Source organism: Brevibacillus sp. HB2.2, from assembly GCF_013284275.1.
GTDB lineage: Bacteria > Bacillota > Bacilli > Brevibacillales > Brevibacillaceae > Brevibacillus > Brevibacillus brevis_D.
Genome location: NZ_JABSUV010000006.1, coordinates 1 through 26757, shown reverse-complemented (window position 1 = coordinate 26757; position 26757 = coordinate 1). Strand labels below are relative to the sequence as shown.

Sequence of the window (26757 nt, the reverse complement as noted above, 5' to 3'; positions counted from 1 at the left end):
TTTTCATGTTTTATGGGCGAATTGGTGGTGGCAAGATGCAACTCGTTGAACAATACATGCGTTTATGTGCGGGGCGGCCGAATGAAACGATCGGGCATCCGCTTGACATATCGTTAGCTGAAGTTGCTTCGATATTATTTTGTACGTTGCGGAATGCGACCTTGACCTTGAAGAAAATGCAAAGCCAGGGATGGGTAGTTTGGCAGCCGGGGAGAGGTCGAGGAAATCGATCTGTACTCACATGCTTGCTAGTGCCCGAAGACCTGATTATGAGCGTAGCCAAGGAACTCGTGCAAAAAGGGGAAATTCGTGCTGCACGGGATATGATCGACGAATATGGGGGAAAGTTGCCTGTTTTGGGTGAAAAATTTTCACGATGGATGAATAGTCAGTTTGGACATCGTGTGAAGCGGGAAAAAGGAAGTAAGGGTAGAGTCGATACCTTGCGTTTGTTTTACAGCCGACCATTCGCAGGGCTTGATCCGATTCATATTCTCCTGCGCTCCGAGTCACATATGGTCAAGCAGCTCTTTGATTCTCTTGTCCAGTTTGATCCAGTCACGAGACGGATTGAGCCCGCTATCGCTTTTTATTGGGAGTCTAGTGAAGAAGGAAAGCAATGGACTTTTTACTTGCGGAAAGGTGTCTTATTCCATCATGGCCGTCCACTTGTTGCCGATGATGTGCGCTTTTCCTTCCTTCGTTTGATGGAGCATTCCTATAAACATCGCTGGCTAGCCGCTTCAATCGAGTCGATTACCGTCAAGGATGAATACGTAATAACGATTTCTTTGCATATGCCGGATGAACTGTTTTTTCAAGCGCTGAGCAAGGAATACATGGCAATAGTCCCCGCTGATTACGTTCTGGAGATGGGGGAGCAATTTGCACAAATGCCAGTAGGAACGGGGCCGTTTCGTGTAATCCGCAACGATGATTCCATGCTCGTGCTGGAAGCGTTCACGCCTTATTTTGGGGGAAGGCCGTTCCTGGACCGAATTGAAATCTGGTGCGTACCTGGAATGGCAGCAGAAGAGCAGGCAGATGAGAGCTTGTTATCTGTCACGGCTTTGGATGATCATCGGGATACGAGCTTTCTGGCATGGAGTGACGTTGGCAGATTGGAAGATTGTTTTCAATACGTCAGCATGAATGGAGCAAAGAATGGCCCGCTGTCACATCGTGAATTTCGGAGTCTCGTGGTGGCTATCATTTGTGGAGAAGCCTTGAGACAAGAGCTACAGGGAACGAGGGAGCATGCAGTCATCTGGGGGAAAACGGATTCGTTCCAAGAACCAAAAAAGGTGCCGGGTTCACAGGAGTTTGTTCGTATTTTCAAAGAGAGCGGGTATCAGGGAGAGGCGCTGTCGCTCTATACGTATCCAGATTCCGATCATATAGAAGATGCCCAGTGGATTCAGAAAACGTGCAAGGCATACGGAATTGCCATAGAGATTAGGTATGCATCCCCTGAGGAGCTTGCCTCGCCTTCGTTATTACAAGAGGCTGATTTCGTTGTGGATAGTGCGAATGTAGATGAAAGGGCGGAGCTGTCTTTACGAGAATTTCTACACGCTGGTGCGTTGAGTATTTCTCATCATTTAGATCCGCATGGAAAGGAAGAGATCGCGTATTGGATGAATCGTCTGTCGTGCGCCCGAACAGCACAAGACCGACAAGCTTGCGTAGACAGCATCATGCATACGCTTGCGGCTTGCAACACGTTTGTCCCGCTGTATTCGAATCGGGTTGAAATGCTTGCACATCCGCGATTATCTGGTGTAAGTCTGGATGCCTATGGTTGGATTGATTTCAGGCGCATTTTTGTTAGGGAATAGCATAAATTTGTCACATAATGATGTGAAACCGCTTTCGTTTTTCATCGTATTATTATATGTAGATATCTATTATGCTCATAAAGTTTTTTGAGGAGGAACTATGCCGGTGTATACCAAAATCGAAAAGGACAAACACATTTTGTTTGCGTCTATTCGCTTGATGATCTGCGTCGGGCACGCCGACGGTTATATAGGAAACAAAGAAATAGATCGTATTCATGAAATCGTTAATTCGGAGCATTTTACTTTGAAAGAACGACAAATTTTAATGGATGATTTGGACTATCCGAAACGTCCGGAAGTCATCGTGGAAGACCTGGTTGCCATGACCCAGACTGAAAAGCTCGTGATGATGCGCAAGCTCTACCACATGGCATTGATCGATCGGAAGCTATCCGCATCGGAGACAAAAGAGATTGCTCGCATCGCTTGCTTGATCGGAATCTCGGAGGAAAAGCAGCGTCAAGTAGAAGAGTGGATTCGCGAAGGGATTGCTTGGCGCGAACGATGGAAAGATATTGTAGAAGAATAGCCGGGGCCCCAATATGATTGGGGTCCTTTCGTTTTAGGAGGAAGCTTGGCGCAGCCTCTTTTTCTACAGTACAATAAGAAAAATACGTCCCAGCAAGTGGCAACGCTATGGATGAAGGAGGAGACCCTATTTTGCGGATCTTGGTTACGAATGATGATGGCATTGATGCTCTTGGTATCAAGCGGTTGGTAGAAGCTTTGCTCACTCTGGAAGGAGCGGAAGTCTCTATAGTAGCACCGGTTGAAGAGAAAAGCGGGGTTGGACACGGAATCACTTATCGGAGTGCACTCTCGCCTGAACAGCGTGATTTTTACGGAATGCCGGTGAAAGCGTGGGCGGTCAATGGTAACCCTGCAGACTGTGTAAAAGCTGCTTACCATCTCCTGTTTGAACATGGGAAAAAACCGGATATCGTATTCTCAGGGATTAACGTCGGAACGAATCTCGGACGTGATATTTATTACTCCGGTACGTGCAGCGGTGCCAGGGAGGCGGTAATTTTGGGTGTTCCTGGTGTTGCCCTGTCCTATGATAACTGGTTCGATCAAGACAACTACGGCGAGGTAGTCGAGATGATTCGTCCGCTTGTAAAAGAGTTCAGCGATCGTGCGATCAAAGGGGAACTGGCGTCAGAGGTATTCTGGAATATCAATATCCCGCATGTACCACTGGCTGAGGTGAAAGGAATGGTTCCGGCCACTTTGTCCATGAACCATTATGAAGACAAATATAGTGAAGAAGCAGAAGGCTATTATTTAGCCCGCGAGTATCCTCAGGTCATGCCTCTGGCGGAGCCGCTGGACTATGATTTGCTCAAGCATGGCTATATTGCAATTACCCCTGTCCACATTGACGCGACAGACCGGACTCTCTTAAAACAAATGGACAATTGGGCATTGCTAAAAGCTTGGGGAAAACAGGAGGAATAAAGTATGAACGACGATTTTTTTCCTCCGCTAACCCCCGATGACACCCTGTGTTCTCCGGAAGAGTCAACACAGGGAGAGGTACTCGATCCCGTTGTTTATCACGATTTGTACAAGCTGGCAGAAGAAGAGGGGCTTCCATACTTTGTTCGTCTTAGTGGCACTGGCGAAGTGGAGCTGTATTTGGTGTTCGAATCGGTGGATGCTTTCAGCGAGCAGACGAGAGATGCCGTTTCACTCGAATTCAAGACGTATCAAAATAAACTGCTCGCTGTCATTTGGACCCTGTCGGACCCACTGAATCCACTTGGTTTTCCCTTGACGTTCGACATAGCGCTTGCTGATGAGCGAAGCATGGCCTTGAGATTGATCGAGCAGCCGTATATTTCTTTGCACTACTTGGCTTATGCGGATCGTGAGCTTACCCACATCTATTCCGAGTCCCTCACTTTTTCCCCAGCGGAAGTGGCTCGTACACGTGAGATGATTCAGGCGCTTTATGAGGGGACACCCGATACACTTCCAGAAGAGGTGCAGGTGCGTGAGGAAGAGACTGAAAGCATCTCAGCGATGAGCTTGCCTGCATCTGTTTTTACAGAATCGGGGATGGCCTTCGTATTGCGGTACAAGCACATGAGAGATGTCCATGGTGAAGAAGGGGCCCAGCATTTATTGATGAGTACTGTGCAGCAAGCAGTATGGGTCATACGCAGGCACGCTCGCAGCGAGGTCCGGGATACGTCCTTTACCGTATGGGCTGCGGAAGCGGGTGATTACGCAATGATCGTGCTTACGCCTAGTCTCTCGCATTTATTCGAGATCGTTCATATGTCAGAGGATGAAGCGAATCCGTTCTCGCGCTTTTTGATGACCTTGCCGGAGTACGTACAGACGCAGGACGCTTCTCCCTTACAGTTGGGTGCCTATCCACTACTGCGTTATGAGAGCGGTCGCCTCTACCATTTGGAGCTGGATGAAGAGGTACAGAAGTATCTTGCGCAGGTGTTTGCGAAAGCGTTTCCAGGAATGCCTGTCCCTTACCTGTAATTGTTGAGAGATTGTGAAAAAGGACTCTCCCCGGAATTTTTTTGTCTTCGATGAAATATGGGTAAATAAGTCATTTTTCAACAAAGGATACGACAAGAGCGAATCCGAATTAGGTAAGACAGACATTCCATTGGGGAGAGGTGACGACGATGTACGCTGTTGAACCCAATTTGTTCCAGGCTGTTTCTGAATGCGCCCACCGTTTTCAAGGGGAGATTGAGCAACTGGCACAACGTCATGCACTTACAATCGAAGGAGGGCTTCCTGCGCTGGAGCTGCAGGTCCATCCGCAGTTTCAGGCTTTGCTCGAGTACAATCTGTGGGGAGAAGCCGGTTTAGTTGTTATCCATGGGAAATTACATAAGCGCGATCACGTTTGGACAGATTCATTTTCTGTCATGATGAAGTTCTCTTTGACGCACGATCCGAAAATCGATATCGAAGGAAAGAAGCAGCGCATTGAAGAGTTTTTATATGGGGAAGGGGAGTACTTTTGGAATATCCCTCCCGCTGGCCATGTGGGTCATAGTGAGCTGACCCTTCGCTTTACCTACCAGCCTGGAACGAACCGTCTTGCCGAATATGTCAGGAGTGTTTTGGGAATTGTAACCGGAAAGATGATGGCTGCCTAACGCGGCATGAAAGAGAATGGCTCTCCGTCACAGGAGGGCTATTTTTTTCGAAGGAGGACAGAAATGCGCTTATTCATCGCATTGGATATTCCAGCTGAGGCTACCGCTTATATTGCCGATGTTCAAAAACGGTTGAAGCAAGATGTGACGGCGGACAGGTGGCAGTCTCTCGCTAATTTGCATTTGACTCTGCATTTTCTTGGAGAAGTGGATGAGTCACTCGTACCCGCTATCTGCGAGGACATGGATATTGTCAGCGCGATCATCCAGCCAATGACCCTGCGTGTTGGCAGCTTTGGGGTTTTTCCGAATGCTCTGCATCCACGTGTGCTCTGGCTGGGACTGCGCGGTCAACTTTCCCCTCTGAAGCAGCTCCATTTGTTGTTGGGCAGACGGTTCGAATTGCACGAAGGCTTGTCCTACGATCGGAAGCAGTATCGCCCACATATTACGCTGGCCCGAGGTCCGCATCGTAATGGGAATGAGCTTGCCCTCTTGGATTGGAATGAACGCTATTTAGCGCAGGAGCCGCCACAATGGAAGACGCGGCATTTCCATTTGTATCATTCCGAGCTGTTGCCAGAGGGTGCGGTACATACGATTATCCACACGAGCACGTTTGATAAAGATCACAGCAAAAAACAAGCGTTGCCTGAATAGACTAAGAAGAAAGGATCAGGGAAGCCTTCCAGAAAGCGGTGGAAAACGGATGGGTGAGTTCACGACCGGCATTCTTTATCCACGCAAATACGAACCGAAAGTACTGATTGCCTTATCCAAGACAGAGCAGGCACACTTCCACAGAAACGTCAACAGCGACTGGAATGCATTTTTCCTGCAGGATGAGTGGCTGGAAACCTCCACGACGCTTGATTTTTTGCTGAGACTGTCCAAGCAATTCGTTCCCCTCCTCTGGTTTCATGACGCTGAGGACAACGGCTGGGGCTTTCGCTTGTTCGATGCAGGCTTCGAGGTTGCGTCCGCGACAATCAGCTACTCGCTCGATGTGGAAATGGCGGAAGCCGAGTTCGGCAGGCTTTATCCAGAGATTGACCTGCAGGAAGGAATTGTAGACAGCGAGGACGTTCGGCAAAAGTATGAAGACATACTGGAGAGGGTAGTGCGTTCGGAGTTGTATCGGCGAGAGGTAGGTAAAGGGATCACACGTATCAAGCCGCAGTCGTTTAGTCGGATCGTGGGTCCCAAGCAGATTCAGCAGTTACGTTCCCTTTTTGATTTGCAGTTATTGACGAACGTCGATGACGACACAGGGGCTTCACTGTTGTACGACTCGGTTGACCTGTTCAAAGAAATTTTGGGAATCGAAGAGATGGTGTGGGTGAACTTCGCGTATTTAGCAAGCGGAGGCAGAGAGTAGGAAATAACGAATAAAGAGAACAAAAGCCCAGTGCATTTTCTTCGCACTGGGCTTTACACTGTTCGTTACTTCTTTTTCCACTGTCCAAAAATTTCATCCACATCAAGCAGCATGATCAGCTTGTCGTTCATTCGGGCAATACCTTGCAAATATTTACCCTCTACACCAGCGATAATGGGTGGTGCAGGCTCGATCAAGCTCTGCGGAATATTCAGGACCTCAGAGACCGCATCCACGATAATTCCGATGTTCAACCCATCCATCTGCAAGTCGACAAAGCGAGTGTCATCCGTTTCTTCCATAGGTTCCAAATCAAACATTTTCCGCAAGTTGATGATCGGTAAGATCCGTCCACGCAGATCAATGACTCCCTCGACATAAAGTGGAGATTTTGGAAAACGTGTAATGGGCAGCGGCTTGATGATCTCACGTACGAGCGAAATCGACAGGCCGTAATATTCATTCCCCATTTTAAACAAAATCTGTTGGTCAACAGCAGCTTCAGCTTCCGAATCCGAACCATTGCTTCTTTTCGTCATTTCCATCGTACATGATTCCTCCCCGAACCTCTTTCCATGTCTTTACCCATATTGTACCATGGGCAAACCTACTCAGGACGTTTTTTTATCTCAGGCAAAGACTTAGAACAGACCGACAAGCGTCAGGCTCGTCGGTCTGTTTTCTTGATTATGGTTCACGAAGGTCGTTCAATGAAATTCCTTGCTCAAGAGCAAAATCAAAATCATCCACATCGTAAAATTGAACAGGCACGATATATTCCAATATCCGATCCTGATAATCAGGCTGGTCTGTGAGAAGTGGGGCCTCAAATTTCATGGCCGTCAACAATAGCTGTGTCTCTACGGGATCAAATATTTCCCCCCACATGGCGTTGTCCTCTACTTTTACGACCGTCAGGGTCACGCCGTTCGGAAAAGAAAAGGGAACCTTGGACCATGGGGCTATCAGTCCTTTTTCCATTCGCTTGCGGTTGAATGGATCGGCAAAAAATTGGCTCATTTCTTTCATAATCCGCCGGACATACTGATCATCAGCAGAGTAGGGCATGATAGGTTCAGGACTCTGGATAAATTCGTCCAATTCATAGATTGTCGACGCGGGTATCAGATATTCTACTGGTTGCGATGGGACCATCAACTCCCCGTAGATAGCCAACATGATCGCTTCTATAACGAATTGTTTCGACATTTCGACAACCCTCCTCGTTACCATCATACAAAAAATCAGGGGCACCGTACAAGGGTGGCGAGTAGGGCTCAAAAAGTTTAGGGAGGGTGCATCCTTTGTTTGAATCTGCTTTTTTTTCGTCGCTGCTACTCATCATTACCATCAACCTCGTATTAAGTGGAGATAATGCCGTGGTCATTGCCATCGCATGCCGGAAGCTTCCTGTCGAACAACGAAAACAAGCCATTTTGTGGGGGACGTTTCTTGCTATCATCGTACGCGTGATTGCTACGATTCTTGCTGTTTATTTGCTGAAAATCCCGTATTTATACCTGATTGGCGGAATTATTCTGCTTTGGATCAGCTACAACCTGTTGCGCGAGGATGAGCGAGAGGAAGCATTCAACTCGAGTGAAGACTTGATTCAAGCGGTCAAGACGATTGTTGTGGCGGATGTGATGATGGGACTGGATAATGTACTCGCTATTGCGGGAGCAGCGCAAGGAGACATTGTGCTTATCGTGCTGGGCCTCTTGATCAGTGTGCCTCTCATGGTTTTTGGTAGCCAACTCATTTTAAGGGCAATGGAGCGCTTTTTATGGCTTGTTTATGTTGGTTCAGGTGTCCTGGCAGTCACAGCGGCGAATATGATTCTCATGGAAAATACGATGCGTGAGTGGATCGCAGGGAGGAGTTGGCTCGAATATGCGATCAAAATTGGGTTGGTCGCTCTCGTAGTAATAGCGGGATATTTGCAACGTACAAAAACGACACGGACCCACGCATGAAAAAACTGAGATGAATAAGGAATCTCAGCTTTGTCGTGGGCCTATAAGGTTTTGACGATCGTCACGCTCATCCATTCTTTATCGTAGAGATCGATTTCATAGGTGCTGGCTACTTCAGAGCCATCTTCATTGGTAAGAATACGGATGGTAGGTCGATTCACAGCCAATGGATTTACTTTGGAAACGACGCCGGTATGTCCTGTACTCAGCAATACCGTAGAAGCAATTGGATAAATAGCGACGTGCTGCAAGAATAGCTTGAGCAGGTCGAGGTCGAAATAGGTGTTTCCTGTAGCGAACAAGTACTCGGTAGCATCACTCGGCGAGTAGCTTTTCCGAAATGGGCGCGGGGAAACTAAGGCATCGTAAACATCGGCGATTGCCACGATTCGTGCATACTCGTGAATGTTATTCTCACTGAGCTGACGGGGATATCCTGTTCCATTGTATCTCTCGTGATGCTGGAGCGCACAGTGTGCGGAGACGACTGAGATATTATGTTGATTCCGCAAAATATTGAAGCCTTCTTCGGTATGGTATTGGACACGTTGGCGTTCTTCTGCACTTAATTCTGTAGGCATGGTCCAGAGCTCCTTAGGAACCTGTGTCATGCCGATGTCGAACAAAAGCGCACCAATTCCCAGTTCCATCATCTGCTGCTGGTTGTAGCCTTTGGCCATCCCTACCACACCAGATAGAATGGCGACATTGACAGCGTGGTGAAAAAGGTAACCATCCAGCACGTGAAGACTGGACAGGTTGACTAAGATGTCTTTGCGATTGCTCAAGTCTTGAAAGATTTCTCGAAAAACCTTTTGAAAACTGCTTCCGAAATCAGGTGCGGACGTACGGCGCTTGATCTGCGGCTGGTCCATGAGGGTGGTCATCGTTTTGTACACGGCATCCACGGCTTCTTTACGCGTCTCATCGCGGATTACATCTTCCGGCATGATATCTTCTGTGTGCTTGTCTTGAATGTAAAGGGTATCAATTCCCAATTGAACAAGGCGTTCAATGTAACGGGGAGTTAGTTGTACCCCGATCCCCAACAGAACGTTCCCATTTTCCTGGAAAATGCTCTTGGCGATGACATCGCCCGGCTTTACCGAAGTAATATGCAATTTTCTCACAACGAAAGCCCCAGTCCTTTTTTTGTGGAATGTAAATAGTCCTGATTTTCTGGCAGTTCATGTAGTACCATTTTATCACAGTAGAACATGGGGAGACTAGCGCTGTCGAGGTACTTCTCTTAATTGTCATTTTTTACCTTGTGAAAAAACACGATTATTGCTCGGCTGCGCGATTTGAACGTGTAAACCAGCGGAATGGATTGAGTGACCAGCGAGGCTCATAGCGGGCATAGCGCTCCTTACGACGAGTCAAGCGTTGTTGCATAAGATCCAGTTCAAAAGTAACGCGACGCATTTCCAAGCGGAGGGACTCTTGCATTTCTTCTATGTCCGCAATCTTTTGCAGAATGGTCGACTGCATATGATTCATGGAGGAGAGTTGAGTGAGCTCCTGCTGAAATTGGACGAGTGTCTCGTGGACTGTCATTTCCACTTCTCGCATGCTCGTACCCAGCTTATTTGTGGCGCTGAGCGTAACGGCGGTTTCTTCCGCACCCAAGAGTTCTTCTTCCATGAGCATTTCCTCGGACAGGCGACCTTCTTCTATCAGTTGGCGCTGAATATCTTTTAACGAGCTGTTACCGTTATCTTTTCTTTCTTTCACTTCTTTGAGCAGTTCAAAGCCTGCTTCGCTGATCAAATAGTGACCCTGCGGATTTTTCAGACGTTCCTGAGCAGGTACGAACAAGTCCAGCCAGTTACGTAGTGTACGAACATGCACATCAAGGCGATCAGCTACCTCTTTTGAAGCCATCCAAACTTGTACATCCATCCCGAATCACTCCCTTTTTTCCTCTCGGTATTCCCGGTGGACTCATTATAGCACCAATATTTTCCGGGTAAGAGAGAATCGACAAAGGTTCTAAAAACTAGTGATCTTTCGTCCGATTCGGACAGGTCGTCGTATTTTGTCAAATTTGCTAGGCTGCTCATAATGACCGGGACAGGCGCGTACATATGGAAGGAGTAAGCATGTTTTTGCTCGTTGGGTGAGGAGAGGACCGGATGATGCAATCTGTTTTCTGGATTGTCCTTTTGACTGCTGTCTTGGCGAGCAGTATCGGGGGACTGCTGTTATGTCTGCGTGCTTGGTCGTCCGAGGCGTTGTTTGCGATGATCAGTGCAGGGGCTGGGCTACTGTTGGCGATTACGCTTCTAGATTTGATGCCACATGTCTTTTCTGATAAGAGCTTGTGGTTGATGCCATTTGTGCTCGTTGGCTTTGTTACGCTTTTTGCTTTGGAATTAATCAGCAAGTCGAGTGGAGAGTTTGGCTCCACGGGAATGATTGGGGTCATGACCGGTTTTTTATTACATGCATTTGTCGAAGGCGTCTCTTTAGTCGCGAGCTTGCGGATGGATTCAGAAGTTGGGGTATCCGTGTTGGTGGCGATGCTGCTGCACAAAATTCCGGATGGTGTAACCATAGCCTCTCTGTTGCTGGCAGCGACCAACTCGAGAAAGAAAGCATTTTGGGGCGCGACGTCCCTTGGGATTGCGACGATTGCAGGAGCTCTCAGCTTTGGCTTTGCTGAGCGAATGTTTCCATCGAATTGGTCTGGCATTATGCTGGCCATGACGACTGGTATTTTTTTATATGTATCCGCCAGCCATCTCGTCCCTTATATCGGACAAACCAAAAAGGCACAGTACGGGGTTTATTTTGTTGGCGCGATGGCCGTGTATCTGATCTTGTCTGCTTTTTTACACGCGAACCACTTGCATGCATAAAAGGCCCCATTCCTAGCCAGTCTAGTCTGAAGGAAGGGAGTGTGGACTTACAGCATGAACCATCAAGAACAAATGCAAACAGACGATCATTTGCAGTCACTGACTGAATTCCCGGTCATGGGGACATCGTTGAATCCATTGCAGGAATCGTGGGCTTCCTCTGAAGCTCTATCAACGCTAAGTGATCAGGCCGGAAGTACCGATTAAATTTTTACACTGCCTCTCTCGTTTATCCACTCGTATCCATGGACAAGATCGGTTATAATGCAGGGGAATAAGTTGGGAAAGGGGCAGATACATAATGAATACATTGTTGCAAGGAAAGAACATCGTCATCATGGGCGTAGCGAACCACCGCAGTATTGCCTGGGGAATTGCGCAATCCTTACATAATGCTGGAGCGAATCTGATTTTTACGTACCAAGGGGAGCGTCTGCGTGAAAACGTGGCGGCACTCACGGAAAAAATGGGAGTAGAGTCGCTGTTGGTAAATTGCGATGTCACGAAGGATGAGGACGTCGAAGCGGCTTTTGCTGTGATCAAAGAAAAAGTGGGCGTGATTCATGGCCTAGCGCATTGCATCGCGTTTGCGAAAACGGAAGAGCTCGAAGGTGAGTATGTGAACACTTCCCGCGAAGGATACGCATTGGCACAAGACATTAGCGCATTCTCCCTAGTAGCAGTTGCTCGTGCTGCTCGTCCGTTGATGACGGAGGGCGGAAGCATCGTGACGTTGACTTACCTTGGCGGTGAGCGCGTGATTCAAAACTACAACGTGATGGGTGTAGCCAAAGCTGCACTTGATGCTTCTGTTCGTTATTTGGCAAACGACCTGGGCAAAGAGAACATTCGTATCAATGCGATCTCTGCTGGTCCAATCCGTACGCTTGCCGCAAAAGGAATCCGCAATTTCAACTCCGTGCTGAAGGAAATTGAGGAAAAAGCGCCATTACGCCGCACGATTGACCAATCGGAAGTAGGCGACACCGCTCTCTTCTTGTTCAGCAATCTCTCCCGAGGAATCACGGGTGAAATTCTGCACGTCGACGCTGGCTACAGCATTATGGGCGGCTAACCAGAAGCGAATTTCCCGAAAAAGAATAACAGGCCCCACTTTCTCGCATACTATACCCAAAATGAATGCGTGAAAGGGGGCCTGTTTTATGTTTCCATTGATTACGAACATGGAAGAATTCTTGATTTATATGGGCGGTGGCTTTCAGTACTTACCTTCCCATCTCGGCGATGAAGCGGGAGGTGCGGGTCTTTCGTCCGAATCGCTCCCGGGGGATACCGATACACAAGCTGTGACGGGCCCGGGTAATCGCGACGTATAAGAGACGGCGTTCTTCTTCAAGCGCACCGGAGCCGCCTTTTCGCAGCTCATCCAATGTGTACTCATGAGGAAGGGCACCCTCTACCAGATCGGGCAAGAAGACGTGGTCGTATTCGAGGCCTTTTGCCCGATGGATGCTTAAAACATGAACAGCTTCGTCCGGGAGTGGTCGCATGGTGCGCCACTCTTTTTCTTGTCGCGTCATTTGATCGATATAAGCCAAAAAATCGCTGATCGTCGCATGGCGCTTGGATGCTGCCAGTATTTGCTGTAGCTCATCGCTCCAACGTTCCCGGCCATCTTCCCGGTCTTTCGCGCGTTTTTTTAGATAATCGCGCAGTTTGCCATCCTCATAGATCAGCTCCAATGCCTGAGCAGGTGGAACATCCTTGCACGCGGTGAGTATCTCATTGATTTGCTGCATGTGCTTGCGCTGATACGGCTTGAGCTGTGTCAGATGCGGAAGAACGTGCAGAATCGGCTTGTCCTCGATGATGGCTTGGCTGCGCAAGGCATTCCACATTTCCGCTGAGATGTAGAGGGTCGACAATATTTCTTTTAGCGCATCGGTGTCATCCGGGTTTAACGCGAGCCGCAAATAATTCAGCGTCCAGCGAACCGTCTGGCGTTGGTAAAAGGATTCCTCCTCTTGTGTGTAATGAAAAGGAATTCCGTATTCGCTCAAGCGCTCCAAAATGGGGCGTGCCGATTCATTGGTACGGTATAAGATCGCGCATTCCCCCAAAATGGCACCCAGCTCGCGACGATGGATAATTTCATCGACGATCCGGGAAGCTTGTTCTTCTTCGTCTTCCGGCTCGAATAAATACGTGTCACCTTCCTCGCGATGAAAGGACTGACATTCCTTTGCCCATCGCTCCCGGTTGTGACCGATCAGCGAGTAGCCAAGACTGACGATCGAGGAATGGGAACGGTAGTTGACCTCGAGTGTAAATGTCGACGCTTGCGGAAAGTCTTTGGTGAAGCCCAAGATGTACTGCGGATCACTGCCACGAAACCCGTAAATGGACTGGTCATCATCCCCGATGACACATAAATTGTTTTGCGGAGCGGCTAATAGCTTGACCGTCTCATACTGAATGCGATTGATATCCTGAAACTCATCGACCATCACATAGGTTAGGCGTTCCTGATACCGGCGCAGGAGTCCTGGATCATCGCGCAGCATTTCGTAGCAGCCAATGAGCATGTCGTCAAAGTCAAACCATTGATGCTTTTTCTTTGTGGCCTCGTAGAGGGGATACAGCTGGATCGCCCGTTTTTCAGCATCGCTCGTTGCTTCCCGATACGCGACCTCATGGGGGAGGATGTATTCGTTTTTCCAACGGCTGATGATGCCGAGTGCTTCGGTGATCTCGGTTTCTTTTAACGTGGCAAGGTCGTCATGACCGAGCAGTGCACCAGTCTCGCGCATCAACCGCCATTTTTGCCAATCCTTTTTCAAAAGGCGCTGCTGATCCCAGCGTTCAGGCTGGTGATGCAGGAGCATTCGGTAAAAGATGCTGTGGAACGTTCCAGCAATCAGCTCACGTGCTTGTCCAGCGGGTAGCTGCCGGGCAATACGCTGACGGATTTCATCGGCGGCTTTGGTTGTAAAGGTCACGACCATGATTTGATTCGGCTTGACGCCCAAATCTGAGATCAAGTGAGTCGTGCGTGCAGTCATGACGCGCGTCTTGCCACTTCCGGCTCCGGCGAGGATGAGAAAAGGCCCCTCGGTAGCGTGCACCGCTTGCTGTTGTCCCGGGTGCAGCGATTGATCGCGCATTTGCTCAGCCATGTGAGAGATGGTCTTCTTCGGCATCAAGCGTTTGCGGAAAACCGGTGGCTTCGGAGCTGACGGGGGAGGCGTCGTGCTCGCGCCAATCGTTCTCTTTTTCGGAAGGCGAAAGGAGCCGATGGTTGTTGTATTTGCTTCGTCTACGTCTATGGATGCCTCGCTGTGCTCCTTAGATGAGAAAGCGAGTAGTTCTTTCGCGTTATCGTCGTTGTGATCCTTTGCGGCCGTAGCAGCCAAAACAGCTTGAAAGGCAGTGGCTGCCGTTTCATTTATCGCTTGCAGCGAATCGAGAGGAGCAGGACCATTTTCCGTCAGAAGCGGGCACTCTGCTCCTTCGGGATGGAAGAAATGCGGCTCAAAGCTGATGCCAGCATGAAGTCGAAGCGCCGATGCACAGGCTGGACAGCGTACCTTGTCCTGCCGGGCAGCCATGCGCCAAAACGGTATGCGGTTGTAGTTCTCAGGTAGCAACAGGATGGGTTTGTTGTCTAGTAAAGCGTAGTTCATCAGGACACCTCGGAAACAAGAAGTGCCCCCTGTCGGCAGGGGACACTTGCCATTATGGTTGTTCTTTTCGATTAGGAGTGTAGCGACACGATGCCCTCAGGAAGAGCGGACGAATCCTTTGCTCCCAAATACGTGATGCTCACCCGTGTAATGCGATGGTTTTCCAGTTCACTGATCGCAAAAAGATAGCCTTGGAATGTGACGGTTTTACCTTTCGCGACCTCTTCATTTAACTGGCTGTAGAGCCATCCGGCAATGGTGTCGACTTCGTCGGAAACGACTTCAATCGATATGTAATCATTCAGTTCTGTCAAGAGAGTTTTGCCGGAAACCGAGAGGGTGTTGCTGGAGCTTTCTTCAATTTCAGGGCGCTCATTTTCATCGAACTCATCCTGAATGTCACCGACGATTTCCTCCAAAATGTTCTCCATCGTTAGCAACCCTGCTGTACCGCCGTATTCATCAATCACGATGGCAAGCTGGGAACGGCGCTTTTGCATCAAGCGCAAGACGTGGCTGATTTCCATGGACTCCGGCACCGTCAATAATGGGCGGAGAAAATCGGTTAACTCTGCTTTCCCTGTCGTCAGCGCAGAGAGATAAAAATCTGAAATGTGCACAAAGCCAATCAGCCTGTCCTTATCCTCATGGGCGACGGGAAAGCGTGAATGGCGAGACTCTCTCATGATTTCGAGGTTTTCGTCAAACGTGTTGTCGTCGTAGAGGCAAATCATATCAATCCGTGGGATCATAATTTCCCGGGCAAGACGCTCGGAAAACACGAAGACATTGTCGACGAGTGCCATCTCGGTCTGGTCGATGTGACCACTTTTATGACTCTGGTTCATGAGAAGGCGGATTTCTTCTTCTGTATGAGCAGATTCGTTTTCGTTGGCAGGCTTGATTCCAAGGCGTCTGATCAGGAAATTGGCTGCTCCGTTTAAAAGCCAGATGAGCGGATAGCTCAGCTTGTAGAAAAACATGAGCGGTGCGGCAGTCCATAGGGAAGTGGCCTCCGCTTTTTGAATCGCCAAAGACTTGGGCGCAAGCTCTCCGAAGACGATATGTAAAAATGTGATGATAGCAAAGGCGATCGCAAGTGAGGTCGGACCGACCAAATAAGATGGGAAATGAAAAAATGCTATGACGGGCGCGACGTAATGGGCGACGGCAGGTTCACCGACCCAGCCTAACCCCAACGAAGCCAGTGTAATTCCTAGCTGGCAGGCGGATAAATAGGCGTCGAGCTCTCGTGTGACTATTTGCGCGTAGCGGGCACTTTTGTGATTGCCTTCACTGACAAGCTGGGTCAGACGAGTTTGGCGAACTTTTACCAACGAGAATTCTGCTGCGACGAAGAAGCCGTTCAGAAGAACCAAAAATACCACGAGCAGCAGATTCAGCGTAATCTCCCCTATCGGACTCTCCAAGCACACCTCCGCCTCCCGCAGTGCGAAAGGGGGAGAATTCACCTCCGATACGATAATGGTATTTTACATGTACGACCAAAAATGGATAAATATTCGATCTAAAACCTGCAATGGATATGCTTTTCATGAGCCAAGCTACAGGTTTTCTTGTTACTCGTAAGTATACCAATAGGTCAACCGAACAGTCAAAACGTTCCGATTTGAACCAGCGCATTCTGAAGCATTGCTTGGACATACCTGCTTCTTTCTGATCATAAACATAAACGAGCACGGTCTAAGGAGGGGAGCGACATGTACTGGCTGCAAAAAAGTGTAGCGATTCTCACAGGAAGCGTGCTTCTAGGCGTTGGAGTCAATCTGTTTTTAGTTCCGCATCGCTTAATGGAAGGGGGCATGATCGGGATCGGTTTGTTGGCGACATATTACATGCAGATGCCGACCGGTCTCATGATGATTTTGATCAGTATCCCTGTGTATGTCATCGTCTTTTTTTATGATCGCAGCTTGTTTTTTCACAGCTTTCACGGCATGCTAATTTCTGCTTTTTTTATAGACATTCTCTCGGATATGCGTGGCTGGAATCTGTGGTCAACTTCCTTTTCCGCGGTTACTGGCGGTGTGTTAATCGGAATGGGTGTCGGCTTGATGCTTGCCTACGAGACAAATACGGGTGGGACAGACCTGTTCGCGCAATTTCTTGCCAGACGATACAAGCTGCGCGTTGCATTGCTGATTTTTCTCATTGATGGGCTAATCGTACTCTGCTCGATTCAGACCATCGGGATGGAGAGGATGGTTTTTTCGTTTCTGACAATCGTTTCCATTGCGGCGACCACGCATATGTTCAGTGGACTCGGACGACCTCTGCCACCGTATACGATCATTGGCCCGCTTTTTTCACATAAAATGGATGACCGCTCATCGCGCCACAATGTAAACACGAGTACGAGATATAGGAATAGGGAAGGGGAAGGCGATGTTTTGGAGAAAATAAATAGGAAAAGGATGAAATGAGGGACTGTTTTGTCTGGACAAGCATTTCAAATGATAACGGAGCGTGTTGGTTATTTTCCTGGTCATGTTAACATAGGACTTGTCATTAGTGAGCATGGAGCGATCCTGATCGATTCTGGTCTGGATACCCAAACCGCCAAAAAAATCAAGAAAGGACTGGACGCTATCGCCCAGCCCTTGTGTGCCATTATTCAAACGCACGCTCATGCCGACCATTTCGGTGGCAACGCCTACTTGCTCGGATGCTGGCCCGAAGCAAGGGTCTATGCGCCACCGCTGGAAGAGGCGATCATTCGGAACCCGATACTTGAGCCCATTTACTTGAACATGGGTGCAGCCCCACTTGAGGATCTCAAAAACAAGTTTTTGCTGGCGCAGCCTTCTCGGGTGGACCACCTCCTTCCACTGGATGAAGGGATCGAAATTGGTGGCGTACCTTTCTCTATCCTTTCTCTGCCGGGGCATAGCTGGCAACAGGTTGGCGTCGTCTGTGATGAGATATGCTTCGCTGCCGACAGTTATTTAGGAGAAGAGGTTTTGGAAAAGCACAAGCTGCCGTTTCTTGTGGATGCGCATGAGACCCTACTCAGTCTTCATAAACTTCTTGCAACCAACTACAAGGGGTACTTGCCTGGGCACGGAGCATATACCACCACCTCTCATGATGCCGTGAATAAAAATATTGCTTGGCATGAGCGGATTTTCTCGGTGATCTGCGACATTTTCGTAGAGGAGAGAACAGCAGAAGAAGCGTTAGCCCTCCTGTGTGAGCGTTTACACATTTCCATAGAGAATGCTTCGAGCTATGTCCTGTTTCGGACGGCGTTTATGGGTTACTTGGTCGGGCTGCAGAAAACAAAGAGGGTGGCATACCGGTTTAAACAAAATCGGTGGTTGTGGAGAACTGTTCAGGATGGAGCCGAAGGAGAAGAAAGGTAATCGGCGATTTCTGCTAGCTTATGCTCTGCAGCTTCGCGGACGGCCTTGGGAATGAAAAAAACTTCTTCGGACGTGGTGTTCATATAGAACTTTGCTTCCAAATACGGATGACCCAGTTTGACATTTAGTTCCCCTTTTCCGGTCGTTGTGCTGGTGTAGTTCGTAGGGATGCGCAAAAAATACGCGCTGCTGCTGGCGGAATCGTACATGACAACATCGTACGTGGGCATACTGTCCCCTCCTGAACGATGAAAGCCTTGCTGCCGCAGCATTTTGTCAACATAAGAGAGTGGCTGAACGACACCGGTAAGGGTCTTGTTTTTTAACCGCATGGACATCCTCCTCGGTTCAACCATTGGGAATCGAAGCTTAGTCTCATACTATGTACGGCAATACCAATTCAGACTTGTAGAATAAAGAAAAGAAGGAGTGGACGAGAATGGAACTTATGGCAGATTTGCATACCCATACAAAAGCGTCAGACGGTACCTGCGAGCCGGCGGAAAACGTACGCTTGGCGAAGGAGGCAGGACTTGCTGCACTGGCGATCACGGATCACGACACGGTAGCAGGGATTCCAGAAGCAATGGAGGCTGCCCGCGCACTCGGCGTGGAAATCATTCCGGGAGTGGAAGTGAGCTCCGTAGGGAAGGGGCAGGATATTCACGTTCTCGGCTATTTTGTCCCGTATGAAGACCCAGCTTTTGAAGAGCGTCTCTTTCGTCTGCGAGAGACGAGGCATGAGCGTAACCAACTGCTGATCGCACGGCTACAGGAGCTCGGTATCGACATTTCCTTGGAAAAGGTATACCGCCGCAAGCAGGGCACGGACAAAAACATCGGGCGACCGCATATTGCAGAAGAACTGATGGAGCTGGGTGTCGTTTCAACGATTGCAGAGGCCTTCGATAAATACTTGGGCAAAGAGGGAGCGGCTTATGTCAATCCTCCACGCATTCCCCCCCAGGAAGCGATTACGCTGATCAAAGAGGCTGGCGGAGTGGCGGTGCTGGCTCATCCGGGTCTGTATGACGATGATGAGCTCGTCCAGGAGTTGATTGTATTCGGATTGGACGGGATTGAAGTCAATCACCCGGACAATGATGAGGTACAAAAAATGCGCTACAGCAAGTGGGCAGCGCAATACGGACTTGTTGTCACCGGGGGTTCTGATTTCCATGGTTGGCGTGGAGAGGAGCCTTTTCATGCGATGCTCGGCTCACATACCGCAGGGATGGATGCTGTTGAACAGCTACGTGCGATTGCGGAGAAGCGGAAGGTGTAATTCATCTAAACATAATGGAAGTAACCCTCTTCTCTTTTATGGGAAGAGGGTTTTTGGTGAGTTTAAAACAATACGAGCAGAAAGGATATCCCTAACCACAAGCAAAGAGGGGTAAACAATGCCGTATCTTGACGGGCAAACTTCGTATTTTTTACTTTTTTAAAAAAGCCAATGTAGTTGAAGTCTCCCACAGCGCGCAGGACAAATACAGCAGCACAGACCATGCATCCCCATTGAATCAAAGAAGGGGAGAGTACGGGTGATAGATAGCCGCTTTGGGCGAGCAAAATGTAACCGGCACAAGCCAACAAGCAGGCAACGATGATCGTTCCGCCTTTCCCAGGGGAAAAAGTCCGGCGTGCATGATCGGCTGTTGTGGGAATGACGGAATCGGTCCCCCATTTTCCTCCGAAGGCCCAATAAAAATGCAGCAAGGACACGATGACCAAGAAGATAGCAGATGAGATGGGGAAAATATGCGTCATGGAAATGCCTCCTATTGATTTGTAAGGTCTTCACGAAAGATACGTACCCGTATGTTTTGGGTAAAAAAATCTGCACGAGACAATCTGTCAGGCAGAAAGGGGGAAGTGGGAATCAAATCCAGGTCATAAAATGTTCCAAGGGTGCGGACATATCAAAAGGCGTTTCCAGCTCTCGGCGAACGAGCCAACCAATGTAGAGGAGGTACGCGAGTTGAGCGCGTGCCTTTGCATCAGCGCGAGCAAGCCCTTTTTTCTCATACAGGGCGGCTACGAAGCCGATCCTGCGCTGCTCGATTTCCACGAGACGGTTGGAAAGGGCAGGATGCTGTTTCGCCCAATTGTAGATAGCGGCTTCGGTTTTTCGCTCGCTGCTAAAAACGCTCGACAAAAGCTGTTCCAACGACATGCTGTCCGAGTGTGGCGCTCGAATGATCCGCTCGGTCGCATGCTCCTCCCAATAATCGATCATGGAGTCTAACAGTGCTTGACGATCCGGAAAGTGATGATAAAAGCTCCCCTTGCTGATCTTCAGTTTTCTGGCAAGAGGCTCCACACGAACAGCGTCAATGCCTGCTTCAGCCAACATATCGAGCCCCGCCCGAATCCAATCTTCACGTACGTATTGCATGGTTCACCTCAAAAGATACGATATCGTATGTTTCTGGTTCCATGTTATTCCACTGGGTGTGAAGTGTCAAGAAGAGTTGTATTTTGTATTGACATTCACACTAGTGTAAAGCTTTAGAATCGCAATCAAGAGCGATAGACCTTGCATGAAGTGCTGGATCTTTTCGCTTAGAAAAATAAAACGAATGGAGTGTCGACCTGTGAATTCAGCATCAATTCCTGCGTCTGTAACTGTTATTGGCCTTGGCAATATGGGAGTAGCACTCGCGGATGCTTTTTTAAAAGGCGGTCATCCAACGACTGTCTGGAATCGTTCAGCAGATAAAGCCAAAGGTCTGGTTGAGAAGGGAGCAGTGCTGGCGGGCAGTGTGAGAGAGGCAATCGTGGCAAGCAACTTGGTCGTTGTTTGCTTATCAACCTACAAAGTCATGCAAGAGCAGCTTGCGCCATTAGAAAATGAATTATCAGGGCGTGTCATCGTCAACCTCACTACCGGAACACCGGAGGATGCACGCAAGACAGCCAAGTGGGTAAGCGAGCACGGTGGGCAATATCTGGATGGAGCGATCATGGCTATCCCTCAAATGATTGGACTGCCCGAAACACTCATTTTCTACGGTGGGTCGAAGGCTCTATTTGAAGCATATGAACCGACATTGAAACTGTTGGGAGGTAACGCTGCCTATCTCGGTGAAGACTATGGTGTTCCGTTGATCTATGATTTGTCGCTGCTTACCATGATGTATGGGGCTTGGTATGGCTCCATGCATGCACATGCCCTATTAAGTACGGCAAACATAACAGGAACAGAGTTTCTTCCATACGCAACCAACTGGGTAAATCACTTGATTGCCCCGCTCTTAACAGATCCGGTTGCCGCACGTGCACGTGATGAAGGAAACTTCACGACAGATGTGTCCAATTTGAATACGAACAAACTAGGACTTGAACACATCATCAATGCCAGCCAGGAACAGGGAATCCCTGTTGAGTGGTTGATGCCATTGCTAACATTGGCCACACAGAAAGTAGCAGAGGGCTACGGTGCTGACTCTTTTGATCGCGTCATTGAGGCAATCCGGAAACCATTGGTGAACTAATTCTTTTCTCTGGGGCAAATGAAAAACAACCTCGTTTCGCATGCTGATCATAACGAAAACGAGGTTGTTTTTCCAAATGAAGAATGGAGCTACACGCAGCTTCTCTTATTCGCGAATGGATTTGACCATCGCAATATGCTCGATACCTGCATCGTCAAATAAGTCGCCAAAAGGTTCATAGCCGAGCTTTTCATAAAACCGTTGGGCTTGCGTCTGTGCATTCAGCTTCAGGCTGTCATAACCGTGTTGCTTGGACAGCTCTTCCATCTCAAGCATGATTTTGCGGCCCAGCCCGGTACCGCGTTCTGTTTTGGCAACCGCCACCCGTTCGATTTTTCCCACTCCAGGTGCGTAGGTGCGGATACGGCTTGCGCCCACTGGCTTTCCATCGCGGTAGGCCACAAAATGAATCGTCCCGCCATCAAGGGTGTCATGCTCATCGATTTCCAATTCTTCTGGTACTTCCTGTTCCTCGATGAAAACGATTCGGCGTACCGACAGGGCATCCGCCAATTCTTGTTCCGTGGTGACTCTTTGGATCTGGTAGGTTTGCAGGTTCATCGTATTCGTCCTTTTTTAGAAAATATCCCTCCCTACGATGGATACGCAGGGAGGGTTGGTTGTTGAGGATAGGGTGTTTATTTTTTGAGAAGGAAAGTCTGGTAAACGCTCCAGATGCCATCTTCGAGCTGATAAACCAAGTGGAAGCGATCAATTTCGCTGTTTAGATCAATTTTTGCCATGCTTAGTTGACCAGTTACATCACGCAGCTCATCGTCGGACAGGTCGCGCCCGATGGTCAGATGCGGTACGTATGCGTAGGTTTCTTTTTCATTCACACACTGATTGGCAATCTTTTGATGCAGCTCGTTAAATGGTTCTTTGTTTTGCACAGCCAAATAGATCACGTTGGTGGTAGGATGGAAAGAAGATACCCGATGGAAATGAGCCGAAAAACTGTCAGTAGAGGAGGCAACCTGCTCCAGATGGCTCACCAGCTCAGGCAGCTTCGCTTCGTCCAGCTCAAAGGCTTCCTTCAAACGGATATACGGAGGAACCAAAGCATAGCCCGGGTCATAACGTTTCCGGTAAGAGTTGGCTACTTCTTGCACCTTGCTAGATGGGAATATTACGATACTGTACATCATCAGAACCACTCCTCCTTACTATCTATCATGCTCTACAAGATATTATTTTAACAGAAAATTCTTCATTTGTGTAATGTTAAGCGTGGGTCCGTATATTCCTTGCGCCAAAGGAAAGACTGTGTAGTGCAAGGAGGTGCCGCATGGCATGCATACGGCTATGATGATCACATTCATTTTTCTCGTCCTGCTTCTACTGTCTGTGCTGACCTTCACGATCTTGACTGCGATACGAAAAGGAGAATTTGAAGAGGCTCTCGTATCGACGATCAAGGATGAAGGTCCACAAGAAGAACAGCCACGGTAAGTTTACCCGTAAAGCGTCTTTAGCATACGCGGTAGATTGCGCTGCCAGTGGCCCCACGTATGGTCACCCTCAAACGTTTCATAAATGAGGGTGGCTTTTTTCGTGCCCAAAATCTCGCGCAATTCCTCATTGGCCGCAAGGAGATTCAAAGTGCCACGCCCCGTGCTTACTGCCGTTTCCTCCGTCCCGATTTCCAAATAAATGGTTTGTGGTACGGAAAAGTCAGCATCAGCTACCAGACGATTTAGCTTTGCGTCCATGGCAATCGACTGGCAGGCAACTTGTCCAAACGTATGTGGATAGTTAAGCGCAGTGAACAGAGAGACAACCCCGCCCAAAGATTCGCCAAGAAGTGTTCGTGCGTTTCCCAAAGGATGTGTGGAGTAATGGGTATCGACATAGCTCACGACTTCTTCGGCGAGGAAGCGTCGGTAGGCCATGTGCTCCTTACCATCCGGATGATAACGGTCGTTCCGTTTGCTTTTCTCGACAGGGAGAAAGACAGCGATGATATCAGGCAATTCTTTGTCCCCATTCAATTGATCCAGAAAAGAAGCCATTCTGCCCATCGCCAAGTAATCTTCCCCATCCTGTACGTAGAGGACTGGATACGAGTAGAGTGGCGAGTAGCGTTGGGGTGTGTAGACAATCAGCTTTTCCGGCGTCCCCAAATGCCGGCTTTCCAAGATGATTTCCTCAAGGGCCACTGCGTTGTCCTCCTTATTGGGATATTCCTGTTCATTATTATACAGGAGCGAGCGGGCATGCCCAATAGTTTGGGTGTAGAGTTCGGCATTGGGCGAAAGATTGTCGCAATTTGGCTCGTGTGTGATACTATGGTAGGAAAACGACTTCACTCGATTTGTGGAAGGGGTTGTCTCTTATATGAAGAAGCAAGTACACAGCATCGAAGTCAGAAACGCTGCTCTCGCACGTTTGGCAGAACGCGGAGTGACGTTGGATGATATCGGAGAGATCGTCTATCTCATGCAGTCGCCTTACCATCCAGATCTCACAATGGCGCAGTGCATCGAGAGCGTGAAAGCGGTCTTGGAAAAAAGAGAAATGCAGCACGCCATCCTGGTTGGCGTTGAGTTGGATACGTTAGCAGAAAAGGGCCTCTTGTCAGAGCCGCTCCAATCCATCATTGCGTCAGATGAAGGACTATTCGGATGCGACGAAACATTGGCGCTAGGCTCCGTATTTGGATATGGAAGTATCGCAGTGACCACCTTTGGGCATTTGGATAAGCACAAGGTCGGGGTGATTAAAAGGCTGGATACTAAGTCGGGCGAGGGACGTGTTCACACGTTTTTGGACGACCTCGTGGCGAGTGTGGCAGCCAATGCGTCTAGCCGCATGGCCCATCGGATGAGAGATGAGCAGGAGGCGGAATTGGCACGAAGTGAGGCGTCGAAGCAACAGGAAGCCGAGCTGCGTGTCGAGGAGAAAGCGAAAGGGACGGAGCAGGCCGGGTAGGTTAGGTTTGGGATGAGGGTGTTTGCTTCAATTGTTACCTAATTATCTTGTTTGTTCTTGTTAGCTTTATTGATCGTTTTTGTCTGGCAGAGTCAATTCTCCACTGGTGTAGCTCATATGCTTGATGCAGCCATGTAAGAAGTGATGCCATCAGGTAGGTGATCTCCCTGATTTGTAGGGGGAGGTGGGCAGCAGCGGTGGAGAATGGCTTTTTACAAGGGGAAAACAAGCCTGATTTCACTGGGTTTCTTAGTGTTCTTTTGGTACGAGTGAAAATTTTTACAAGAAATTATTCATTTCCTCTTGAAATCCATTTTACGATGCTGTATAGTAATAAATGTGATCGACGTCCGATACGATTCGGGCCCTTAGCTCAGTTGGTCAGAGCGGTCGGCTCATAACCGATTGGTCGTAGGTTCGAGTCCTACAGGGCCCACCATTAAACGATCACACACATATCCCATGATCCGGTAGCTCAGTTGGGAGAGCACCATCTTGACAGGGTGGGGGTCGCTGGTTCGAACCCAGTCCGGATCACCATATATCGAATGTTGAAACCCTTGATAATCAAGGGTTTTTCTTATGTCCTCGTCCATCCACCCTGACAACATAGTCCCCCTAAGTAGTCGATTGACAACATTTTGACAACCTTTATTCAAGAAGAGTCATTTTGAGCGTTTCTGTTTCAGTATTTTCTCGAAGTTGTCAGCAGCCTCTTTTTGCATGTCCGGCATGACATGGCTGTATACATCCATTGTAATTCCAACCCGGCTTTAGGATGCTCGCCCAGCTGTAATAACATAGTAGCGTGAGTGTGACGTAGATCATGAAAACAAATGACTGGGAGTCCGCTTTTCCTCGTGATTCGTTCGTAGTGTCTCAGTAGGTTGCGAGGGTCTTGTGGTCGGTCGTCATCGTAGCAGACAACTAGATTATTATCCTCATAGCCCTCGCCAAATTGAAGGCGCAATTTGTTTTGATTTGCCTTACATAGTTTCAATTCATGTAATTCACGCGCAGCGGATCAAAGCAAGAATAAAGCGGCATTGCATTTACGAGTTGGAAGGACTCAAACAGCTAACGCATTCGATAAACAGGTTGCCAACCTGGAGCAATTGGCTTACTTACTAGGGAAAGCCAACAAAGACTACAATGCACACGTTTATCACGTGGATTAATCCCCTGTTCCTCACCCACAAACAAGGAGGGAAAAGCGATGAAATGTGCATTTTGTTATGAAGAGATCGTGGGGGACAAGCCAGAGTGGATATTGGTAAGCAAAAAACCTTCTGTCGATCATTTTTGTACCTTGGGGTGCTTGTCGGGACATGTAGATGAAATGGCAATCGAGGCGGAAGAGAAAAACGGATTGATTAATTAAATTGATAACGTGTATCCAGTGGCGCGGATCGAATGCATTTGGATACACAAGATCAATTAAGTTAGTAACGGCACTTAATGCGGATCTTCTTTGCCAAGAATCAATCCTACGAGGTTACCGATAAATTCGAACACAAAGATTATTAGTTCCACTGGCTTCACACTCCAATTACTCATCTTTTATTTAAATACGAATGTTACAGAAATTGGTTTCAATACATCTTCACAACAAATTGCTCAACGTGATAAGGAGGAAAGGAATGCTTAGAGAAAATGGATCATCGTTCTACCTCACACTTGATGAAAAGGAAAAATGGGTTATTCGGACTTATCTCAGAAAGAATGGACAAGGCGAAGTGGCAGACGAACTCAGCTTAATGGAAGATCGCTTGCATTATCAGAAACTAGAAGAACAACACGGTATCAAGCCGACATTAACATAATGTGTAAATGGAATAACCCTGCAGCAGTTTCTCCACAGGGTTTCCATCGCAGTAGCTGAAAGAATCCAGCCGAGATATTTAAAAAGTTCTTCTAATCACTGGGATTCTCCGTGCTCCATTACGAATAAGCCTTTGCGCTCGTTCACGGCTGATTCTAACAAGTACTGAAGTATCTGTTGAATTTTCAACGTCAAAGACTGAGAAAAACCGACCATTAGCGAAAAGTACACCTTTAAATTCAACACTCAATCCAGGACAAGCTCGCGGTCGTGTGTTCTGAATAATAGTA

Annotated in this window: 31 protein-coding genes, 2 tRNA genes and 1 pseudogene; 21 read left to right on the top strand and 13 right to left on the bottom strand. The window is 48.4% G+C overall.

Annotation, left to right across the window (positions count from 1 at the left end; translation table 11 throughout):
* The first annotated feature begins 35 nt into the window (after positions 1-35).
* From HP401_RS06010 to HP401_RS05980, 7 genes are all read left to right on the top strand, one after another.
* Positions 36-1838 carry an SgrR family transcriptional regulator gene (locus HP401_RS06010; RefSeq protein WP_173604428.1) on the top strand — a complete coding sequence of 601 codons (1803 nt, stop codon included), beginning with the start codon at positions 36-38 and terminating at the stop codon, positions 1836-1838.
* A gap of 100 nt (positions 1839-1938) precedes the next feature.
* Positions 1939-2370 carry a tellurite resistance TerB family protein gene (locus tag HP401_RS06005; RefSeq protein ID WP_015892288.1) on the top strand — a complete coding sequence of 144 codons (432 nt, stop codon included), beginning with the start codon at positions 1939-1941 and terminating at the stop codon, positions 2368-2370.
* Between the two features lie 107 nt (positions 2371-2477).
* Complete coding sequence (surE, locus tag HP401_RS06000; RefSeq protein ID WP_173604427.1) at positions 2478-3299, top strand: 5'/3'-nucleotidase SurE; 822 nt, start codon at positions 2478-2480, stop codon at positions 3297-3299.
* Between the two features lie 3 nt (positions 3300-3302).
* The gene (locus HP401_RS05995) at positions 3303-4343 is read left to right on the top strand and encodes a hypothetical protein (protein ID WP_173604426.1); all 1041 of its coding nucleotides are present in this window, start codon (positions 3303-3305) and stop codon (positions 4341-4343) included.
* Between the two features lie 149 nt (positions 4344-4492).
* Positions 4493-4975 (top strand): hypothetical protein, encoded by a 483-nt coding sequence (locus HP401_RS05990; RefSeq protein ID WP_173604425.1) that lies wholly within the window; start codon positions 4493-4495, stop codon positions 4973-4975.
* Positions 4976-5038: 63 nt separating this feature from the next.
* Complete coding sequence (gene thpR / locus HP401_RS05985; protein WP_173604424.1) at positions 5039-5635, top strand: RNA 2',3'-cyclic phosphodiesterase; 597 nt, start codon at positions 5039-5041, stop codon at positions 5633-5635.
* A 49-nt stretch (positions 5636-5684) separates the two neighbouring features.
* Positions 5685-6353: a hypothetical protein gene (locus HP401_RS05980; protein WP_173604423.1), complete on the top strand. Its 669-nt coding sequence runs from the start codon at positions 5685-5687 to the stop codon at positions 6351-6353.
* Positions 6354-6418: 65 nt separating this feature from the next.
* On the opposite strand, the gene HP401_RS05975 is transcribed toward HP401_RS05980, so the two are convergent.
* A complete protein-coding gene (locus HP401_RS05975) occupies positions 6419-6898 on the bottom strand; it encodes a chemotaxis protein CheW (RefSeq protein ID WP_015892282.1) in 480 nt (159 codons plus the stop codon).
* Between the two features lie 142 nt (positions 6899-7040).
* On the bottom strand, positions 7041-7562 hold the full coding sequence (locus HP401_RS05970; protein WP_015892281.1) for a hypothetical protein: 522 nt from the start codon (positions 7560-7562) through the stop codon (positions 7041-7043).
* A gap of 86 nt (positions 7563-7648) precedes the next feature.
* On the opposite strand from HP401_RS05970, the gene HP401_RS05965 reads away from it, so the two are divergent.
* Positions 7649-8329, top strand: coding sequence for a TerC family protein (locus HP401_RS05965; protein ID WP_087349173.1), 681 nt, complete (start codon positions 7649-7651; stop codon positions 8327-8329).
* A 41-nt stretch (positions 8330-8370) separates the two neighbouring features.
* On the opposite strand, the gene HP401_RS05960 is transcribed toward HP401_RS05965, so the two are convergent.
* Together HP401_RS05960 and HP401_RS05955 are read right to left on the bottom strand one after the other, a co-directional pair.
* Positions 8371-9459, bottom strand: a complete 1089-nt coding sequence (locus tag HP401_RS05960) for an HD-GYP domain-containing protein (protein ID WP_173604422.1) — start codon at positions 9457-9459, stop codon at positions 8371-8373.
* A gap of 154 nt (positions 9460-9613) precedes the next feature.
* Positions 9614-10231 (bottom strand): MerR family transcriptional regulator, encoded by a 618-nt coding sequence (locus HP401_RS05955; protein WP_173604421.1) that lies wholly within the window; start codon positions 10229-10231, stop codon positions 9614-9616.
* Between the two features lie 233 nt (positions 10232-10464).
* On the opposite strand from HP401_RS05955, the gene HP401_RS05950 reads away from it, so the two are divergent.
* From HP401_RS05950 to fabI, 3 genes are all read left to right on the top strand, one after another.
* Positions 10465-11190 (top strand): ZIP family metal transporter, encoded by a 726-nt coding sequence (locus HP401_RS05950; RefSeq protein WP_173604420.1) that lies wholly within the window; start codon positions 10465-10467, stop codon positions 11188-11190.
* Positions 11191-11244: 54 nt separating this feature from the next.
* Positions 11245-11397 (top strand): hypothetical protein, encoded by a 153-nt coding sequence (locus tag HP401_RS05945; protein WP_173604419.1) that lies wholly within the window; start codon positions 11245-11247, stop codon positions 11395-11397.
* 94 nt (positions 11398-11491) lie between these two features.
* Complete coding sequence (gene fabI, locus HP401_RS05940) at positions 11492-12265, top strand: enoyl-ACP reductase FabI (protein ID WP_015892275.1); 774 nt, start codon at positions 11492-11494, stop codon at positions 12263-12265.
* 151 nt (positions 12266-12416) lie between these two features.
* Here fabI and HP401_RS05935 read toward each other — a convergent pair whose 3' ends face one another.
* Entirely contained in the window at positions 12417-14834 is a 2418-nt protein-coding gene (locus tag HP401_RS05935; protein ID WP_173604418.1) for a UvrD-helicase domain-containing protein, read from the bottom strand.
* A 71-nt stretch (positions 14835-14905) separates the two neighbouring features.
* The gene (locus HP401_RS05930) at positions 14906-16270 is read right to left on the bottom strand and encodes a hemolysin family protein (RefSeq protein WP_173604417.1); all 1365 of its coding nucleotides are present in this window, start codon (positions 16268-16270) and stop codon (positions 14906-14908) included.
* A 285-nt stretch (positions 16271-16555) separates the two neighbouring features.
* Here HP401_RS05930 and HP401_RS05925 point away from each other — a divergent pair, with 285 nt between their 5' ends.
* On the top strand, positions 16556-17278 hold the full coding sequence (locus tag HP401_RS05925; RefSeq protein WP_173604416.1) for a YitT family protein: 723 nt from the start codon (positions 16556-16558) through the stop codon (positions 17276-17278).
* 9 nt (positions 17279-17287) lie between these two features.
* The gene (locus HP401_RS05920; protein ID WP_173604415.1) at positions 17288-18217 is read left to right on the top strand and encodes an MBL fold metallo-hydrolase; all 930 of its coding nucleotides are present in this window, start codon (positions 17288-17290) and stop codon (positions 18215-18217) included.
* On the opposite strand, the gene HP401_RS05915 is transcribed toward HP401_RS05920, so the two are convergent.
* A complete protein-coding gene (locus HP401_RS05915) occupies positions 18187-18549 on the bottom strand; it encodes a hypothetical protein (protein WP_087349181.1) in 363 nt (120 codons plus the stop codon). The genes HP401_RS05920 and HP401_RS05915 overlap by 31 nt on opposite strands.
* A 107-nt stretch (positions 18550-18656) precedes the next feature.
* On the opposite strand from HP401_RS05915, the gene HP401_RS05910 reads away from it, so the two are divergent.
* Positions 18657-19502, top strand: coding sequence for a PHP domain-containing protein (locus tag HP401_RS05910; protein WP_173604414.1), 846 nt, complete (start codon positions 18657-18659; stop codon positions 19500-19502).
* 62 nt (positions 19503-19564) lie between these two features.
* On the opposite strand, the gene HP401_RS05905 is transcribed toward HP401_RS05910, so the two are convergent.
* Positions 19565-19987 carry a DUF3995 domain-containing protein gene (locus tag HP401_RS05905; RefSeq protein ID WP_173604413.1) on the bottom strand — a complete coding sequence of 141 codons (423 nt, stop codon included), beginning with the start codon at positions 19985-19987 and terminating at the stop codon, positions 19565-19567.
* 112 nt (positions 19988-20099) lie between these two features.
* Complete coding sequence (locus HP401_RS05900; RefSeq protein WP_173604412.1) at positions 20100-20615, bottom strand: TetR/AcrR family transcriptional regulator; 516 nt, start codon at positions 20613-20615, stop codon at positions 20100-20102.
* A 199-nt stretch (positions 20616-20814) separates the two neighbouring features.
* Here HP401_RS05900 and HP401_RS05895 point away from each other — a divergent pair, with 199 nt between their 5' ends.
* The gene (locus tag HP401_RS05895; protein ID WP_173604411.1) at positions 20815-21714 is read left to right on the top strand and encodes an NAD(P)-dependent oxidoreductase; all 900 of its coding nucleotides are present in this window, start codon (positions 20815-20817) and stop codon (positions 21712-21714) included.
* 105 nt (positions 21715-21819) lie between these two features.
* Here HP401_RS05895 and HP401_RS05890 read toward each other — a convergent pair whose 3' ends face one another.
* Complete coding sequence (locus HP401_RS05890; RefSeq protein WP_173604410.1) at positions 21820-22275, bottom strand: GNAT family N-acetyltransferase; 456 nt, start codon at positions 22273-22275, stop codon at positions 21820-21822.
* A gap of 77 nt (positions 22276-22352) precedes the next feature.
* Entirely contained in the window at positions 22353-22862 is a 510-nt protein-coding gene (locus HP401_RS05885; protein WP_015892264.1) for a YjcG family protein, read from the bottom strand.
* Positions 22863-23007: 145 nt separating this feature from the next.
* On the opposite strand from HP401_RS05885, the gene HP401_RS05880 reads away from it, so the two are divergent.
* Positions 23008-23166, top strand: a complete 159-nt coding sequence (locus HP401_RS05880; RefSeq protein WP_015892263.1) for a hypothetical protein — start codon at positions 23008-23010, stop codon at positions 23164-23166.
* A 2-nt stretch (positions 23167-23168) separates the two neighbouring features.
* Here HP401_RS05880 and HP401_RS05875 read toward each other — a convergent pair whose 3' ends face one another.
* Positions 23169-23873, bottom strand: a complete 705-nt coding sequence (locus tag HP401_RS05875; RefSeq protein ID WP_173604409.1) for an alpha/beta hydrolase — start codon at positions 23871-23873, stop codon at positions 23169-23171.
* A gap of 178 nt (positions 23874-24051) precedes the next feature.
* Between HP401_RS05875 and HP401_RS05870 the strand changes: the two genes are divergently transcribed.
* The 5 genes from HP401_RS05870 to HP401_RS05850 all read left to right on the top strand — a co-directional run bounded on the left by HP401_RS05870 (position 24052) and on the right by HP401_RS05850 (position 26468).
* Positions 24052-24645, top strand: coding sequence for a phosphatidylglycerophosphatase A family protein (locus HP401_RS05870; protein ID WP_173604408.1), 594 nt, complete (start codon positions 24052-24054; stop codon positions 24643-24645).
* A 362-nt stretch (positions 24646-25007) separates the two neighbouring features.
* A tRNA-Ile gene (locus tag HP401_RS05865) sits at positions 25008-25084 on the top strand.
* Between the two features lie 25 nt (positions 25085-25109).
* A tRNA-Val gene (locus HP401_RS05860) sits at positions 25110-25185 on the top strand.
* A gap of 676 nt (positions 25186-25861) precedes the next feature.
* On the top strand, positions 25862-26026 hold the full coding sequence (locus HP401_RS05855; RefSeq protein ID WP_173604407.1) for a hypothetical protein: 165 nt from the start codon (positions 25862-25864) through the stop codon (positions 26024-26026).
* A gap of 259 nt (positions 26027-26285) precedes the next feature.
* Positions 26286-26468: a hypothetical protein gene (locus HP401_RS05850; RefSeq protein ID WP_173604406.1), complete on the top strand. Its 183-nt coding sequence runs from the start codon at positions 26286-26288 to the stop codon at positions 26466-26468.
* Positions 26469-26546: 78 nt separating this feature from the next.
* Here the strand turns inward: HP401_RS05850 and HP401_RS29655 are convergent.
* A pseudogene (locus HP401_RS29655) lies at positions 26547-26757 on the bottom strand (hypothetical protein); the annotation flags it as partial.